The sequence below is a fragment of the Acinetobacter sp. ANC_7654 genome, assembly GCF_056779855.1.
The window spans coordinates 172,743-189,681 of the sequence record NZ_JBWYIR010000003.1; the positions used below are offsets into that span (position 1 = coordinate 172,743).

The following is a 16,939-nucleotide window of genomic DNA, read 5'->3' on the forward strand; positions in this document are numbered from 1 at the left end:
TTCTCGTTTTTTTTCATCAACCAACAATTATTGGTCGTCTCATTCACTATTTTGACGAAACAATGATTGTGGAGTAACCATGGCTCTACGACATTTTCTTACTTTACGTGACCTTTCAACTGCAGAATTAAATCGCATTATTGATCGTGCTATAGAATTAAAACGCATGCAGCATAATCATGAAGTCTACCAACCCTTTGTTGGTAAAGTAATGGGAATGATTTTTGAAAAATCGAGCACACGTACCCGTGTTTCTTTTGAAGCTGGTATGACCCAATTTGGTGGTAGCGCAATTTTCCTCTCGTCCCGGGATACGCAATTAGGTCGCGGCGAACCGATTGAAGATTCAGCTCGCGTTATTTCAAGCATGCTTGATATTGTGATGATTCGTACTTTTGGCCACGATATTGTCACACGTTTTGCAGAATATTCTAAAGTCCCAGTTATTAATGCACTGACCGATGATCACCACCCTTGCCAATTGCTTGCTGATGTTCAAACATTCGTAGAACACCGTGGCGCTATCCAAGGCAAAACCGTTGCGTGGATTGGTGATGGTAATAATATGTGTAACTCATATATCGAAGCTGCACATATGTGGGGCTTTAAACTTAAGATTGCATCACCAAAAGGTTATGAACCAAAACCTGAATTTCTCTCTGAATTCGCGCACTGCGCCGAAGTTGTAGACTCTGCTGAAGATGCTGCAGTGAATGCCGACCTTATCGTTACTGATGTTTGGGCCAGCATGGGACAAGAAGAAGAGCAAAAAATTCGTGAAAAAGCTTTTGCTGATTTTCAAGTCAATGAACGTCTAATGGATCTTGCTCATCCAGACTGTTTATTTATGCACTGTTTACCTGCCCATCGCGGTGAAGAAATTTCAGAAAATATGCTCGATCACAAAAATGCTGTGGTATGGGATGAAGCTGAAAACCGCCTTCACGCTCAAAAAGCACTTGTTGAGTTCCTCATCAATGAAAGCTTAAAAAAAGATTAATTTCATCCACTAAAAAAGCACCCTCGGGTGCTTTTTTATTTTCTAAATCTTAATGATCATCTTTTAAATATTTAGGTTCTTTGGGAAGTTGCCAACTACAAAAGAAACATACGATTAAAATAATGATCACGTAAATAAAAAATGAATTTTCAATTCCTGCGGCCTTAAACTGTAAGGCAACAGAAGGTGCAGAACCACCAAATACAGCATTACCTATCGCATAAGAGAAACCTACACCCAACGCACGAACATGCGGAGGAAACATTTCAGCTTTTACAATTCCACCAATAGAGGTATACAAACTAAGCAATAGCATAAGGAAAATCAGAAGCATCGCGACAATGAATGGAGTTTCGCTGAAATATCTCATCCCGATTGCCATGACTGGGTAGATAAATATAGCCATTAGACCACTAAATAACAGCATAGAATTTCTGCGACCAATACGATCTGATAATGCACCAAAGAATGGTTGTGCCACCATGAGTACAAAAATACAGGCTGTCATCATCAACCCTACCGTTTTAGGATCTATTCCAATGTTGGTAAGGTAAGTTTTTGAGTAAACTGTAATCACATAGAAACTAAGAGAGCCTGCTGAAGTATAACCAACTACCAAAAGGAAAGTTTTCCAGTGATTTTTAAAAAGCTCACGAAGTGTACCAGAATCTTCTTTATCACTTTCATCACTGGATAAAGTCTCTTCTAATCTACTTCTCGCTAATAAAGATAAAATTGCTGCAACACCACCAATAATAAATGGAATTCGCCATCCCCCATCATAAAGCTACTGTTCAGACATAAAAGCTAAGAATATTACACCCAATAAACTTGCAAGGAGTTGACCACCCGTGAGCGTTACGTATTGAAATGATGAAAAAAAGCCACGTTGACCTTTTAAACCCAATTCACTCATATAAGTCGCCACAGCACCATATTCACCACCAACGGATAAGCCTTGAAGCAATCGAACCATTAATAATAAAAACGGTGCAGCCATACCCACTTGCTCATACGTTGGTAACGCTGCAAACATGAAAGAACTTATAGCCATCAATATAATTGAGATGACCATTGATTTTTTTCGACCGTGTTTATCTGCAATTCGACCAAAAAGCCAACTACCGATAGGTCGCATAAAAAAGCTTGCTGCAAATACACCCCACACATAGATGGCTTGGGTAGAACTATCCATATCTGGCGCAGTTAAAGCTTGGGTAAAATATACAGCAAATACTGCATATATATAAAAATCAAACCATTCAACTAAATTACCAGAAGCTGCACCAATAATTCCTTTGATACGGCTGGTTTTTTCTTGCTTGGAATATGTTGTAGACAAATGAAAAATCCTTATTCTAATTACATTGTTTATTGTCGAATAATGATGAAACTCTGAAGTATTTCAAAATTATAGGCGGAAAATATATGCCTATTTCATGCCAATTTAAAAAGCCTTTATGTAAATTTTATTAAATAGGCTTCTAAATTTTTATCAAAAATATTCAAGGTCGATTTATTATTAATTTAATTAAACAGACTTTCTCCTATAACAGCTCACCGAATTAAGCCTTGTGGCTGTAAAATGATAATCAGCGCCCCGAAAATAACCACTCCGCCACCAATGATATCCCATTTAGTAAGATCCATTTGATCCACAAACTTTAACCACAACAATGCCGAACAAATATAAATACCTCCATATGCAGCATATATTCGACCTGATGCTGCTGGATGCAAAGTCAATAACCACACAAAAGCAGCGAGTGCGACAAAAGTGGGTAGCCACAACCAATGCGAACGCCCTTGATTTAGGATCAAATATGGAAAGTAACACCCTAATATTTCCATCAGTGCTGTCAGAAAAAATAAAGCTGTCGTAGATATTACTTTTGTAACTTGTATGTCCATACTTTCACCCAAAAATTAAAGCCCGTTTAAATAAACGGGCTTTAATACAATTAATAACACACTATGCTGGTTCAGCTGCAGAATCTTCAAATACTTCCAACTTTAATCCAACAGCTTTGCCATCTTCTTTTTTAACTGTTACTGCTACATTACCGCCGTTTTCAGCCAGCTCACCAAATAAAATCATTTCAGCAAGCGGCTTTTTCAAATGCTCTTGAATCAAACGCTGCATTGGACGAGCACCCATCAGACGATCATAACCATTTTCACTTAACCAATCTCGTGCAGACTGATCTACTTCTAAAACAACTTTTTTGTCATCAAGTTGAGCTTGAAGTTCTGTAAGGAATTTATCTACTACAGAATCGATTACTGTCGTAGGTAGAGCTTTAAATTGAATAACCCCATCTAAGCGGTTTCTAAACTCTGGTGTAAATGCCTTCTTCATTGCTTCCTGATTATCACGACTATTATCTTGCTCTGTAAAACCAATACTTGTACGGGAAATACTTTCAGCGCCAATATTCGTTGTTAACACTATAATGACATTTCTGAAGTCTGACTTACGACCATTATTATCAGTTAATGAACCATGATCCATGACTTGCAGCAATAAATTAAACACATCAGGATGTGCCTTTTCAATCTCATCCAATAACAATACACAATGTGGATTTTTATGTATTGCGTCAGTCAGTAAGCCACCTTGATCAAAACCAACATAACCTGGAGGTGCACCAATTAAACGTGAAACCGCATGGCGTTCCATATATTCAGACATATCAAATCTGACTAGTTCAACACCGAGTAGTTTTGCAAGTTGTTTTGTTACCTCAGTTTTACCTACACCAGTAGGTCCTGCAAATACAAAACTACCAACTGGCTTATCTGGTGCTTTAAGCCCAGCTCGTGACAATTTAATTGCAGAGGATAATGCGGTAATCGCCTCATCTTGACCAAATACAACTCGTTTAAGATCACGCTCTAAGTGCTCAAGTACAGATTTATCATCTTTAGACACAGTTTTAGGTGGAATTCGTGCAATTTTCGAAACAATATCTTCAATATTTTCAACTGTAATCAAAGTGTTATCTTGATCAGCTCTCAAACGTCGTTGTGCCCCTGCTTCATCTATTACGTCAATCGCTTTATCTGGGAGGAAGCGATCATTGATAAATTTAGCCGATAACTCAACTGCAGAAACAAGAGCTGCATCATCATATTGAACTTTATGAAATTCTTCAAATTTAGACTTGAGTCCACGAAGAATATCAATTGTTTCATTAATTGATGGCTCATTAACATCAATTTTTTGGAAACGGCGTGATAATGCATGATCTTTTTCAAAAACTTGACGATATTCTTGAAACGTTGTTGAGCCAATGCAACGTAAAGTACCATTTGCCAATGCAGGTTTGATTAAATTCGATGCATCCATAGTGCTACCCATACTTGAGCCTGCACCAATGATCATATGAATTTCATCAATAAACAAAATTGCTTCGGGCTTCTTCTTTAGGGCATTTAACAATTGCTTTAATCGTTTCTCAAAGTCACCACGGTATTTTGTACCTGCAACAAGTGCACCGATATCTAAACTATAGATTTCCGCATTCAACAGTGGCTTTGGTGCTTTATTGTTAACAATCAGCCAAGCCAAACCTTCTGCTATGGATGTTTTACCCACACCTGGATCACCCACCAAAAGCGGATTGTTTTTACGACGTCGACATAGAATTTGAGCTGCACGCTCAATTTCTTTTTCACGACCAATCAAAGGATCGGTTTTACCCTTTAAAGCTTCTGCATTGAGATTTAGGGTATAAAGTTCTAATGGACCTGCATTTGCTGAGGCTGAGTTTTCACCATCTAAGTCATCCGTTTCTTCTTCAGCTGGAACATCTTCCTTACGCGCACCGTGTGAAAGATATTGAGTTAAAGTAAGACGATTGATTTGGTGGCGTTTTAGCAAATAAACCGCAAATGAATCTCTTTCTGAGTACATTGCAACCAGTACATCTGCACCTTCAACTGTCCGATCTCCACCACTAGACTGAACATGGAAAATTGCACGTTGCAATATACGATCAAAGCTTTCTGTAGGATGAGGCGCTTGCTCAGCATTATCGCCTAATTTAGGCGTATGTTGCTCTACATACTCTTCAAGTTCTTTACGCAAACTGACAATTTCTGCACCGCAGGCTTTTAGTGCATTCACGGCAGAATCATTATCTAAAAGTGCGAGTAACAAATGTTCAACTGTAAGAAACTCATGTCTCTTTTGACGAGCCATGCTAACAGCCAAACGCAGTGATACTTCTAATTGACGACTGAGCATGTGATCCCCTTATTCTTGTGGCTCGATCTGGCAAAGCAATGGATGACTTTGAGAGCGCGCATAATTGTTGACTTGATTCGCCTTGGTTTCAGCAATGTCTCTAGGATAGACACCTGCGATACCTTTCCCTTGATAATGTACTGTTAGCATTACTTCGGTAGCTTGGTCAAGATTCAATGCAAAGTATTGTTGTAAAATTTCAATTACAAAATCCATTGGCGTGTAATCATCATTCAACAATACCACATTGTATAAGGGAGGTCGCTTAAATTGCGGTGGTGCTGTTGCTACAGCTAAATCGCCATCGGCTTCATCATTTTGTGCATCACTCAATCGTGGATTGAAGTGCCAATCCACCAATCCAGATTGTTGAAATGATAATTTAATGTCATTGAGACATTTATGACGTTTATTACTTCGCATAGCACTCTATAATCTATTATTGAGAATTTGCCGCAGCTTGCGGTACTTCAGCTGCAAATGCAGCAGTTGATTCGATTGCTTCACCACGTTGCCAACTAAAGCGCTTGGTTTGAGCACTTGAGCCTTTTACACGGATTTCAATAAATTGGGGCGTAAAGCCTTTTGGCATCGTCCAACGACCAGTTAATCGCTGATAATGGTCGAAATTGAATGATTTTTCTGAAATTGGAACAACCAAGACTTCCGTACCTTGAATTAATCTGATTTCAATTTCACCAGATGCTTTACGTTTATTCGGACTGACTTGAACTAAATCAACCTGATATTCATATACATTTTCTGGAAGCGACTTAACAGCTAAATTTTGCACTGTTAAACTTAATCCACCACGTTGTCTCAGCACTTCTCGGAAAATCGCACTCTGACCTTCAATTTGAAGTTTTTCAGCGTTGGCTTGATTTAATGCAGCATACATATCATTTGAGTTAGTTACAGCAACATCACGTTCTTGAACTGAGGTATTTAATTTCTTATTCAGCTCAGATAATTCTTTTTTTTGTTTTTCGACAACTTCAACCAATTGTTCCGCGTCAGCATCATAACCAACTACAGTTAGACCTTGACGATGACCAACCGTATAGCCCAGAAGTAAACTGCCTGCACATAAGATGATTCCACCCGCCATAAGGGGTTTATTCGATTGAAAAAAACCGATATTTTTTTCATCTTTATGCTGTGACGTATTATTTGATTCTGAGTTTTGCATCGTCATCTCTAATTTATAAAATCAAAACACACATTTAACTGCAAAGTTAAATGTGTGTGAAGTCAAAAAAGGTTTTTTATGGTAATAAACCAATCACGTTAAGGCCTGCATTTTCCGCAAATCCAAACATTAAATTCATGTTTTGAACAGCTTGTCCTGCTGCACCTTTCACCAAGTTATCTTGGGCAACTAAAATGACTAACTTTGTTGGTTGTGGTTTATACAACGCAATACGTAAATCATTTGATCCACGAACAGAACGAGTTTCTGGTGAACTTCCTGCCGGCATAACATCAACAAACTGCTCGTTTTGGTAGAACTGTTCGTAAATTACTTGCAAATCGGCTTGCTGACCTGCTTCTGTTAAGTCGATATATATTGTAGATAACATGCCACGAATCATCGGCACCAAATGCGGAACAAAAAGGATATTGTCAAATACACCTTTCTGTCCCGATATATTTTCAAGCGCTTCAACAATTTCAGGATGATGGCGATGCCCTGCAACACCGTAGGCTTTGAAGTTATCAGCATTTTCAGTATAGATCATGCCTAAACTTGCTTTGCGTCCAGCTCCAGATACACCAGATTTTGCATCAATAATAATACTTTCAGGTTTTACCAATACTTCTGAAGATCTCAGTACAGGCGCCAAACCAATTTGAACTGTTGTTGGATAACAACCAGGATTACCAATCACTTGAGCTTGTTTAATTTTTTCACGATTGAGCTCAGAAAGCCCATACACTGAATTTTTAAGTAGATCTGGACAATCATGCTCCATACCGTACCATTTTTCAAATTGCGCTAAATCCTGCAAACGAAAGTCAGCGGCTAAATCGATTACTTTTGTATTCGCTGCTACTAATTCTTCAGCGTGTTTCATCGCTACACCATGTGGTGTAGCAAAAAACACAACATCACATGACTTTAATAAATCTAAGCTTAAATCTGAAAACTCTAGATCGGTATGACCACGTAAACTTGGAAACATATCATCGACACGACGACCAGCCTCAGTACGAGAAGTCAGTGCTTTCACTTGAACATTTGGGTGTCGCAGCAAAAGACGCAAAAGTTCAACGCCTGTATATCCTGTACCACCAACAATACCAACTGAAATCACGATATCTACCTCTAAATGACTGTATTCGTTACAGGCAGTAGTATGACAGGAACTTGTGACTTTCTGAACCCTTTCATATGGGAATGCTGTTATTTTATAAGTTTAATAATTTAGATGGCTCTGTTAAGCATCTAATAAAGTCTATCATGTGACTTCATTGATTTTCTTGCCAACTCAAATAGCATAAATACAGTGCAAATATAAACCCTGGGAGAGCAAAAAATACGATCGGATCCTGTTTCACAACAAAAGGAGTTACCCCCCATACCGAACATAACCCTCCACTCACGGAAAGCAATTTAGAAATCCTTTTTTGATTTATCCATAAAGTTGCCATAATCGATAATATCAACCACGCTATAGCCCCGCCAAAAAGCGATAAATAGTTCGTCCAATGATAGTGAATAGGATTAATCGGGTTCAGTAGAATATACATGAGGATGCTATAAAGCATTAAAGCAGGTACAGACAAAATTAGAATCAAAAAACACACATCAATTCGTCTTATGAGCATATTAGTGACAAACTAACCAAACAGAGCAATCATGATAGCCAAAATTTAGAATACCAGTCGCCAAATCAGACTAATTGACTAGCGCTAAACAATTGATTTTTTAATATCGACAAAGCAATCCCAGCATAATAATTAATTATGCATCCACCAATATGGCAACGGCGTTATTTTTAATTTTTTTCGGTTAAGTTTAAAATCTGGATCATACTTCGCCACTTCCGCCCAAAACTGAGCACTATGATCAAAATGCTTTGTATGTGCTAATTCATGCACACAAACATAGCGTGTTATTTCCTGAGGAAAAAGCACCAAAGCACTATTCAACATAATGTCATGACGTGCTGTACAACTTCCCCACCGCGTTTTTGGCTGACGAATCTTACAGCCATGATAAGCTAAACCACACTGATCAGATACTTGAGCCAGATATACAGGCAGATGCTGTTTAGCATAATCAATAACAAAGGCTTTTAAATATTGTTGAGGCTGACGATCACTCACACTCAGCTCATTCATCACTGAATCAAACTTATAGTTTAATTTCTGCTGAATATATTGAATTTGAATAGAATTTTCTAAATTAAATAACTGTAAAGATAAAGGTAAAACGCGATCAATCTGTTGAATTTTACTTTGTTGTGCCTGCCAAGTTTGAACGATCCAAGCTTCTGAATCTTGAACAAACTGTTGTATTTGTTTATGGGTACAAAACCATGGCGCAGTCACACGAATTGACGTTCCATCTATACGTAGACGTAGTCTTTTCGATCGAATACTTTTGGTGATTTCAATATCAGGAAGGTCGGATAAAGTCATTGTTATTCTTTAATTATTAAATCCCCATCTCCCCCTTTAAGAAAGGGGGAAGAAAAGCCCCTCTAGTTAAAAAGAGGGAGTTTAGGGAGACTAGCTCGTCAAGGAGTTAAAATTAAATCGCTGTACGCTCTTCAATACCGTTGTTGGTCGCAACAATCGCAATGTCTGCTTTATTCAAAGCAAAGATACCGTTGCATACCACACCAGGGATATCATTCAATGTTTTTTCAAGCTCAAGTGCATTTAAGATATTTAAGTTATGCACGTCTAAAATCACGTTACCATTGTCGGTCACTACACCTTCACGGTACGCTGGGTCGCCACCTAAAGAGACAATTTTACGAGCAACAGCAGAACGTGCCATTGGGATCACTTCAACAGGAAGTGGAAAATCACGCCCCAACTGATCTACCCATTTAGAATCATCTACGATACAGACGAATTTTTTTGCAATCGATGCCACGATTTTTTCACGTGTCAATGCCGCACCACCACCTTTGATCATGTGCATATGACGATCAATCTCATCTGCACCATCTACATATGCATCAAGACCACCCACTGAGTTCATATCTACCACTTCAATACCCAGCTTCTTCAAACGCTGCGCAGTCGCTTCCGAACTTGCAACTGCAGCTTCTAAATGAAGTTCAGGAAGTAAATCAATCAAAAAGTTAACAGTACTGCCTGTGCCTACGCCTAAAATGCCCCCTTTCGGCAAGTGTTTTAAAGCTGCTTGTGCTGCTGCTTGTTTTTTCTCATCTTGGGTTGCATATAGACTCATGACTTCACTCAACTAATTTGGACTTTTGCAGTTATTTTAAACCGCTAAGCCTTATGGTTTGTTACAATAAGCGCCTATTTTAAACTGTTAGATGGAAAATTAACATGCTGTCTCGTTTGGTTCGACAAATTTTACAAGCAACGGTATACGACGTTGCTATCGAAACCCCACTCGAAGCGGCACCACGAATTAGTGAACGTCTTAATAATAATATTCGTTTTAAACGTGAAGACCTACAACCCGTATTCTCTTTCAAACTCCGCGGTGCCTACAACAGAATCAGCCAACTTCCTAAAGCTCAACTAGAACGAGGTGTCATTACCGCTTCTGCTGGTAACCATGCTCAAGGTGTAGCTCTCTCAGGAAAAAAATTAGGAATTCGCGCGATTATTGTGATGCCTAAGACAACACCAGACATTAAAGTCCAAGCAGTAAAGCGCTTAGGTGGTGAGGTCGTACTTCATGGTGATTCTTTTGACATCGCAAATAAATACGCAATTCAACGTGCACAAGAAGAAGGAATGACTTTTATTCCGCCTTATGACGATGAACTCGTTATGGCTGGTCAAGGTACAATTGCCAATGAAATTTTACGTCAATGGCGAGATGTGGATTATGTATTCGTTGCCGTTGGGGGTGGCGGTTTGATTGCAGGTGTTGCTGCTTACCTTGGTGATGTTGCACCGCATGTAAAAGTTATTCCTGTGGAATATGACGAGTCAGCTTGTTTAAAAGCCGCTTTAGAAGCAAATCAACGTGTGATTCTGCCTTCAGTTGGTTTATTCGCCGATGGTACAGCTGTGGCGCAAATCGGTGAAAAACCTTTTGAAGTGATTCGTCTGCAAAAATCTGACAATTCAGGCCCAATCGTAGAACCAGAAGTTGTTCTTGTGAATACTGATGAAATATGCGCAGCAATTAAAGACACCTATGATGAATGCCGTAGTATTGTTGAGCCGTCAGGTGCGATGGCACTTGCTGGTATTAAAAAATATGTGGCTGAGCACGGCTTAGAAGGTAAAAACATCGTTTCAATTGTATGCGGTGCAAATATGAACTTTGACCGTTTACGATATATTGCAGAACGAACTGAATTAGGTGAACGTAAAGAAGCTATTTTTGCTGTCACGATTCCTGAACAAAAAGGTGCATTCCTCAATTTCTGTCGTGCCCTTCAAGGTCGAAATATTACTGAATTCAACTACCGTGCAAGTAGTGCGACTGCAGCGCAAGTATTTGTTGGAATTAGTTTAAAAAGCGGCGAAAAAGAACGTCAAGAAATATTCGAGACATTAAAGTTTCAGTACGATGTGGATGACTTATCTGATGATGAAGTTGCCAAATTACATATTCGCTACCTGATCGGTGGTCATGCTGATATTGAAAATGAACGTTTATTCCGCGTTGAATTTCCTGAACGTCCAGGTGCATTATTAACATTCTTGGAACGTCTTGGTCCAACGCATAACATTACCCTGTTCCATTATCGTAATCATGGTGCGGCTGAAGGTCGTGTATTGGTTGGACTCGAAGCTGAAGATGCACAACAAAACCCTGATGGTTTAGTTGAAACATTAGAAAGTATCAATTATCCATACGAAGAAATTACCAATAATCTTGGTTATCAACGTTTCCTCAAATAAAATCAATACAGCCTGTCATTTTGACAGGCTTTTTTAATTCAATAATTGATATACAATTAAAATCGAAAGATAGAAAAAACGATCACTTTAAAATTTTAGATATTAAGATAAATCATGCAAATATGGTTCAGTTTTGTAGTAATTCCTTTTCTCATGTGGATCATCTTTTCCGCAATTCTGTTTATTTCGAAATATCTATATCCTGAAGTTACCACCGTAAGCAAATTCCTCGAAGTTTTTATTTTTTTAGGTTATGCAGCACTACCCTATATCATGTTGGGATTAGCACCTATTTATCGTTATCGTATGACGTTGATATATATGATGGCAATTGTGCTCATGACAAGTTTCGTTCATGCTAACTTTATGATCGATCATATTCATTTAACTTATATTTACTTAGCACTTTCATGGACATTGATTTCAATTACGATTTACTATTTTTATAGTGATCACAAATAATCCTCAACAAATGAATTGAATCAACTCAGATCAACAAGATAAACTCACTCGAAGCGAAATTAAAATCAAATCATTACTTTCTGATCTTTAAAATTTTAGGATATTCAATGGCGCTATTTGCAGTAATTGGCTTAGGCAGCTTTGGTGGTACAGTTGCATTAGAACTCACTCAATTAAAACATGATGTGATTGGAATCGATACTGAAAAAAAATACGTTGAAAATATCTCTGATAACATCAGTCATGCTGTCATCGCCGATGCCACAGATGAACATGTACTTCGAGAACTGAATGTGCAGAATTGCGATGCCGTCGTTGTCGCAATTGGAGAAGATATTGAGGCCAGTATTCTATGTGTCCTCAACCTTAAAAATTTAGGCGTAGAAAAAATCCTAGTAAAAGCAAAATCGAAAGCCCATCATATGATTTTGACGCATCTCGGTATTGGTCAAATTATTCATCCAGAAGAAGACATGGGTATTCGCGTTGCACAATCATTAAGCTACCCAATGGTTAGACGCTATATGGCGTTGAATGATGACCGTTATATTGTCAAAGTGGAAGTGGGTGAAAAACTACAAGGTGTAGAATTTAAAGATATCATGGAGCACAGCGACGGCGTACAAACATTATTATTACAACGTGGCACACATGTAATTTATGACATCGCACCTGGTACATTGCTGCAAAAAAATGACATTTTAATTGTTGAAGGTCCTGTCAATCTTTTACGTAAACTCTCATCGAGATTTATTTCGAAATGATGAAATTTTATGATCAATTGATCAATAAAAAAACGCAAAGTATTAATTTGAGTCCACCAAGTTTGCTTGCTTTGGGCTTCCTCAGTTTTATTATCATTGGAACATTACTGCTAAAACTTCCCTTTGCACACGAAGGAAATGTCTCTTGGCTAGAAGCCTTATTTACCGCCACGTCTGCTGTGACAATTACGGGACTTTCTGTGGTCAATATTGGCGAGGCATATACGACTTTTGGTCAGTTCATCATTATGCTACTCATCCAATGTGGTGGCTTAGGATTCATGACCTTCGCAATTTTGGCTGCTTTGAGCCTTTCCACTAAACTTGGTTTAAAGCAACAAGTGATGGCTCAAGAAACAATTGGTCAAACCAGTTTAGCAAGGGCCTCGTTCACAGTTAAAGCCGTCTTATTGTATTCTCTATTTTTCGAAGGGATTGGAACATTCATCCTGACATTTACATGGCTTCAATACTACGATTTTAGTGATGCTCTGTTTTATGCAGCCTTTTACAGTATCTCAGCATTTAATAATGGTGGTTTCTCTCTTTTTCCAAACAGCTTAATGAGCTTTTCAGGTCAATATGCTGTAACACTGACCATAAGTATGTTGTATATCATTGGTGGAATAGGTTTTGTGGTACTTATGGATATCAAACGCGCTCATAAGTGGAAAAAACTCTCAACAAACAGCAAACTCATTCTTTCTACTATCGCAGGACTCAATCTATTTGCCTTTATTATGATTTGGTGTTTAGAAGCAAATAATCCATTGACCCTCGCCCCAATGTCAATTGGAGACCAAGCATTAAATGCTTGGTTTCATGCCACAGTACCGCGATCCTCTGGATTTAATAGTATTGATATGGCCAGTATGAGTGATCCAGCAACCTTGGTGACTATGCTATTAATGTTTATTGGAGGCGGATCTTTAAGTACTGCTGGTGGTATTAAAGTAGGTACATTTATTATTGTAGTATTAAGTGTGATCACGTTTTTGAGACGAGCTGACGAAGTCACTGTTTTTAAACACTCGATTCCCGCAACGGTCACCTATAAAGCTCTTGCGGTCATTAGCATAACTGCTATGCTCATTTTCATTGGTTTCTTTACGCTGTTAATTTTAGAGCCTAATAAACGTTTTCTAGATTTACTATTTGAAGCTGTTTCCGCGGCTTGTACAGTCGGATTATCTAGAGGTATTACTTCAGAATTACAACCTGCAAGTTTATATATGCTCATGATACTGATGTTTGCGGGTCGTCTCGGTCCTTTGACATTGGCTTATTTAATTGCAACCCCTAAAAAAAGCAGGTTGAGTCATCCTAATGCTGAAATCCAAGTGGGTTAGATAGAATTCACTTGGATCTAAAGTGAAGTTGATCGATAAAACACGAACCAATCCAAAAATAGATCAGATGTTTATAGCCATAAGTGCGTTTTATGTATGATAGCCATGATTTCTTTATGCAAAGCATTGAACTTATCATGAATTAACACAAACTTAGAACTTTGCAATCAATAACCCAATACAAAGAAATTAAAAGACTCAAGGTAACTCCAAGTCTTTTCACCATATGCGTGTGATTAAAAAAATTATGATTGGAAACCAATATAACGATTGAGGTTTTCGACACCCAATGCAACTTTATAAATTTTAAACTGAGCTAAATCAGAACGTGTAATCTCAGTAAACACATCCGAGTTTTCATCATCTGCATGAATTTCATCTACTGTGCGAGGCATAGTTGCTTCAAATTCATCTGAAATAAATTCAAATCCCAAGTCCATAGCAATAAACAATGTATGATCACAAGGTTGAATATATTGCTCTTCATTCCAGTCGATAACAGCGTGTTGACAATGCGGGCACTGTACATTTTCTTGAGGATCTTGAAGTTCAATTGTTGTATAAGCCATGTCAACCTTAAGTATTACGTGCTATAAAACATAAGTTTAACCATTGCTTTTAGATTTTTAAATAGCCCTCTTTATTCATTACTACATATAACAACCTTAGATTTTAGAGAAAACACAGCAACTCAATTGACTATTCAGAACAATAATGTATTTTTTAACAAAACGTCGCATATATGGAATGAATCCATGCTTTCAGATTTAGATGATTTTTATTGCTTTGCCCTTGTTGTCGAACATGGTGGTTTTAGCGCTGCCGAGCGAGCAACTGACATTCCCAAATCAAAATTGAGTCGACGTGTTTATAATTTAGAAGAAAATCTCGGTGTAAGGCTTATTCAACGTAGTTCACGTCATTTTGCTGTCACTGATATTGGGATGAACATTTATCGCCATGCGCAAGTAATGATGAATGCTGCCCAATCTGCTCATGATTTGGTAGATCATTTAAGTGAACAACCAAGAGGCTTAATTCGTGTCAGTTTACCCGTATCAATTGCCCAGCATGAAATGACCAAAATACTGCCAAATTTCCTTAAGCAGTATCCTGAAATCAAAGTTCAATTGATGGTTACTAATCGACGTGTCGATATCATCAATGAAGGAATTGATTTAGCGCTTCGTGTTCGCTCAAGTTTGGATGATGACCCAAGTTTGGTCATTCGAAAATTTGAAAATATTGAACAACATCTTTTCGCCAGCCAGGCTTATCTCAATGAATTTGGATCTATCAAAAAACCTGAAGAACTCTCAAATCATCGAATATTAAGTATGGTTGATGAACATACTGATCAACAACTCGTACTACATGATTCAAACAACAAATCGATTAAAGTCAAAGTGAGTCCAGTCGTGATGGGCTCTGACTTACTTATGCTTGCACAACTTGCAAGTGACAATTGTGGGGTAGCATTACTCCCAGACAGTATTGTTGAAGATTATATTAAAGATGGGCGTCTTGTTAAGGTTCTGCCTAACTGGAATGCACCACACGGTATTTTTCATGTGGTTTACCCTTCTCGCCGTGGTTTATTACCAGCTGTACGAGTGTTCATCGACTACTTAGTTGAGCACCTCACCAAAAGATAGTCACAACAGCATAAAGATTTAGAAGAATGTTGGCTTATTATTTGCTACCATTCACTCTGCTTTGTGCTAGTTTTTTTTAGATTTTATGACTTCTATTTATCAACAACAACTTGATGCAAAAATTGAACGTATCCGCAATCAATTTGCTGAATATCAACCACCTGAACTAGAAGTTTTTTCATCTCCTGAAAAACATTTCCGTATGCGAGCTGAGTTCCGTATTTGGCATACAGAAGATGATATGTTTTATGCCATGTTTGAACGCACGGAAGATGGTATTCAAAAGAAAGTTGTACGTGTTGATGAGTTTCCAATCGCGGATAAATCTATTAATGATTTAATGCCAGTTCTCCTGTCTGAACTAAAATCAAATGCAGTGCTCTCTAAGCGTCTGTTTGAAGTACATTTTCTTTCAACGTTGAACGGTGAAATGCTGGTTTCATTGATATATCGTTGTCCGCTTGATCAAGACTGGGAACAACTAGCAAAAAATTTATCTTCAAAACTCAATATTAAGATTATTGGTCGCAGCCGTGGTCAAAAAATTGTATTGACGGATGAATATGTAGTTGAAGAATTACAAGTATTTGACCGTAAATTCAAATATAAGCAAATTGAAAGTAGCTTCACGCAACCTAATGCGCAAGTTTGTCAAAAAATGCTGGCGTGGGCATGTAATGCAGCTCAAACCAGTGATAAAGATCTTTTAGAGCTTTATTGCGGTAATGGTAATTTTACCCTTCCATTATCGCTAAAGTTTAATCGCGTTCTAGCAACGGAACTGGCTAAATCATCAGTTTATGCAGCGCAATGGAATATTGAGCAAAATCAAATTAATAATATTCAAGTTGCTCGCCTTTCAGCTGAAGATTTTACCTTAGCATTCAATGCAGAACGTGAGTTTAGACGTTTACAAGAAGCCAATATTGATATTCAAAGTTATGACTTCGATACTGTATTTGTAGATCCACCTCGTGCAGGCATTGATGATGATACCTTGAAGCTGCTTCAACGCTTTAACCGTATTATTTATATTTCATGCAATCCAGATACTTTGCACGACAATTTAAAGATGTTATCGGAAACTCATAAAATCACTAAATTTGCGCTGTTCGATCAATTTCCTTATACCCACCATGTCGAGTCAGGCGTTCTTTTAGAGAAAATTTAAACAATTTATTTCTTACTAAATGGACAGTTCTTACACTGTCCATTTTTTATGCTTTTTGAATTTCACTTAAAAATCATATGAATAAAGAAAAATTTAATTTTTCAATGTCATAATTTCGTTAAACTTTAGGTTTATCATCGAAATATTTATTTTAAAATGTGCCTTAAATCACGATTACAAACTTGCATTAAATTTTAAATCGACTATATTTCGACCT

General features: G+C 37.8%; 15 protein-coding genes and 1 pseudogene. 7 read left to right on the forward strand and 9 right to left on the reverse strand.

What is annotated here, in order from left to right:
• Positions 1 to 79: 79 nt before the first annotated feature.
• Positions 80 to 1,000, forward strand: a complete 921-nt coding sequence (argF, locus tag AC1M86_RS05185; protein WP_092766356.1) for an ornithine carbamoyltransferase — start codon at positions 80 to 82, stop codon at positions 998 to 1,000.
• 49 nt (positions 1,001 to 1,049) lie between these two features.
• On the opposite strand, the pseudogene AC1M86_RS05190 reads toward argF, so the two are convergent.
• The 8 genes and pseudogenes from AC1M86_RS05190 to rpiA form a co-directional block, all read right to left on the reverse strand.
• Positions 1,050 to 2,342, reverse strand: a pseudogene (locus tag AC1M86_RS05190) (MFS transporter).
• 215 nt (positions 2,343 to 2,557) lie between these two features.
• Positions 2,558 to 2,911 carry a YnfA family protein gene (locus AC1M86_RS05195; RefSeq protein ID WP_092766358.1) on the reverse strand — a complete coding sequence of 118 codons (354 nt, stop codon included), beginning with the start codon at positions 2,909 to 2,911 and terminating at the stop codon, positions 2,558 to 2,560.
• A 61-nt stretch (positions 2,912 to 2,972) separates the two neighbouring features.
• Entirely contained in the window at positions 2,973 to 5,249 is a 2,277-nt protein-coding gene (clpA, locus tag AC1M86_RS05200; RefSeq protein WP_481588198.1) for an ATP-dependent Clp protease ATP-binding subunit ClpA, read from the reverse strand.
• A gap of 9 nt (positions 5,250 to 5,258) precedes the next feature.
• On the reverse strand, positions 5,259 to 5,672 hold the full coding sequence (gene clpS, locus AC1M86_RS05205) for an ATP-dependent Clp protease adapter ClpS (RefSeq protein WP_035263688.1): 414 nt from the start codon (positions 5,670 to 5,672) through the stop codon (positions 5,259 to 5,261).
• A 16-nt stretch (positions 5,673 to 5,688) separates the two neighbouring features.
• Positions 5,689 to 6,438, reverse strand: coding sequence for a DUF6776 family protein (locus AC1M86_RS05210; protein ID WP_035263690.1), 750 nt, complete (start codon positions 6,436 to 6,438; stop codon positions 5,689 to 5,691).
• 76 nt (positions 6,439 to 6,514) lie between these two features.
• On the reverse strand, positions 6,515 to 7,564 hold the full coding sequence (gene argC / locus AC1M86_RS05215) for an N-acetyl-gamma-glutamyl-phosphate reductase (protein ID WP_481607414.1): 1,050 nt from the start codon (positions 7,562 to 7,564) through the stop codon (positions 6,515 to 6,517).
• 646 nt (positions 7,565 to 8,210) lie between these two features.
• Positions 8,211 to 8,894, reverse strand: coding sequence for a M48 family metallopeptidase (locus tag AC1M86_RS05220; RefSeq protein WP_481607415.1), 684 nt, complete (start codon positions 8,892 to 8,894; stop codon positions 8,211 to 8,213).
• A 112-nt stretch (positions 8,895 to 9,006) separates the two neighbouring features.
• Complete coding sequence (gene rpiA, locus AC1M86_RS05225) at positions 9,007 to 9,678, reverse strand: ribose-5-phosphate isomerase RpiA (protein WP_481607416.1); 672 nt, start codon at positions 9,676 to 9,678, stop codon at positions 9,007 to 9,009.
• Positions 9,679 to 9,782: 104 nt separating this feature from the next.
• Here rpiA and ilvA point away from each other — a divergent pair, with 104 nt between their 5' ends.
• From ilvA to AC1M86_RS05245, 4 genes are all read left to right on the forward strand, one after another.
• Positions 9,783 to 11,321, forward strand: a complete 1,539-nt coding sequence (gene ilvA / locus AC1M86_RS05230; protein ID WP_481592685.1) for a threonine ammonia-lyase, biosynthetic — start codon at positions 9,783 to 9,785, stop codon at positions 11,319 to 11,321.
• A 114-nt stretch (positions 11,322 to 11,435) separates the two neighbouring features.
• Positions 11,436 to 11,783 (forward strand): hypothetical protein, encoded by a 348-nt coding sequence (locus AC1M86_RS05235; RefSeq protein WP_481591053.1) that lies wholly within the window; start codon positions 11,436 to 11,438, stop codon positions 11,781 to 11,783.
• A gap of 107 nt (positions 11,784 to 11,890) precedes the next feature.
• Positions 11,891 to 12,547: a potassium channel family protein gene (locus AC1M86_RS05240; RefSeq protein ID WP_035263698.1), complete on the forward strand. Its 657-nt coding sequence runs from the start codon at positions 11,891 to 11,893 to the stop codon at positions 12,545 to 12,547.
• Positions 12,547 to 13,896, forward strand: coding sequence for a TrkH family potassium uptake protein (locus tag AC1M86_RS05245; RefSeq protein WP_481588561.1), 1,350 nt, complete (start codon positions 12,547 to 12,549; stop codon positions 13,894 to 13,896). Before AC1M86_RS05240 ends, AC1M86_RS05245 begins: the two co-directional genes overlap by 1 nt.
• Before the next feature lie 245 nt (positions 13,897 to 14,141).
• Here the strand turns inward: AC1M86_RS05245 and AC1M86_RS05250 are convergent, their stop codons facing one another.
• On the reverse strand, positions 14,142 to 14,465 hold the full coding sequence (locus AC1M86_RS05250) for a hypothetical protein (RefSeq protein WP_481592687.1): 324 nt from the start codon (positions 14,463 to 14,465) through the stop codon (positions 14,142 to 14,144).
• Between the two features lie 186 nt (positions 14,466 to 14,651).
• Between AC1M86_RS05250 and AC1M86_RS05255 the strand changes: the two genes are divergently transcribed.
• Positions 14,652 to 15,551: a LysR substrate-binding domain-containing protein gene (locus AC1M86_RS05255; protein ID WP_035263702.1), complete on the forward strand. Its 900-nt coding sequence runs from the start codon at positions 14,652 to 14,654 to the stop codon at positions 15,549 to 15,551.
• An 85-nt stretch (positions 15,552 to 15,636) separates the two neighbouring features.
• On the forward strand, positions 15,637 to 16,722 hold the full coding sequence (gene trmA, locus AC1M86_RS05260) for a tRNA (uridine(54)-C5)-methyltransferase TrmA (RefSeq protein ID WP_481607417.1): 1,086 nt from the start codon (positions 15,637 to 15,639) through the stop codon (positions 16,720 to 16,722).
• Positions 16,723 to 16,939: the final 217 nt, after the last annotated feature.

Bases quoted from the DNA above. Each gene is read 5' to 3' on its own strand.
- rpiA (WP_481607416.1), bottom strand. From the start codon at position 9,678: ATGAGTCTATATGCAACCCAAGATGAGAAAAAACAAGCAGCAGCACAA.
- ilvA (WP_481592685.1), top strand. From the start codon at position 9,783: ATGCTGTCTCGTTTGGTTCGACAAATTTTACAAGCAACGGTATACGAC.
- AC1M86_RS05210 (WP_035263690.1), bottom strand. From the start codon at position 6,438: ATGCAAAACTCAGAATCAAATAATACGTCACAGCATAAAGATGAAAAA.
- AC1M86_RS05195 (WP_092766358.1), bottom strand. From the start codon at position 2,911: ATGGACATACAAGTTACAAAAGTAATATCTACGACAGCTTTATTTTTT.
- AC1M86_RS05250 (WP_481592687.1), bottom strand. From the start codon at position 14,465: ATGGCTTATACAACAATTGAACTTCAAGATCCTCAAGAAAATGTACAG.
- AC1M86_RS05220 (WP_481607415.1), bottom strand. From the start codon at position 8,894: ATGACTTTATCCGACCTTCCTGATATTGAAATCACCAAAAGTATTCGA.
- AC1M86_RS05235 (WP_481591053.1), top strand. From the start codon at position 11,436: ATGCAAATATGGTTCAGTTTTGTAGTAATTCCTTTTCTCATGTGGATC.
- argF (WP_092766356.1), top strand. From the start codon at position 80: ATGGCTCTACGACATTTTCTTACTTTACGTGACCTTTCAACTGCAGAA.
- clpS (WP_035263688.1), bottom strand. From the start codon at position 5,672: ATGCGAAGTAATAAACGTCATAAATGTCTCAATGACATTAAATTATCA.
- AC1M86_RS05240 (WP_035263698.1), top strand. From the start codon at position 11,891: ATGGCGCTATTTGCAGTAATTGGCTTAGGCAGCTTTGGTGGTACAGTT.
- trmA (WP_481607417.1), top strand. From the start codon at position 15,637: ATGACTTCTATTTATCAACAACAACTTGATGCAAAAATTGAACGTATC.
- AC1M86_RS05255 (WP_035263702.1), top strand. From the start codon at position 14,652: ATGCTTTCAGATTTAGATGATTTTTATTGCTTTGCCCTTGTTGTCGAA.
- clpA (WP_481588198.1), bottom strand. From the start codon at position 5,249: ATGCTCAGTCGTCAATTAGAAGTATCACTGCGTTTGGCTGTTAGCATG.
- AC1M86_RS05245 (WP_481588561.1), top strand. From the start codon at position 12,547: ATGAAATTTTATGATCAATTGATCAATAAAAAAACGCAAAGTATTAAT.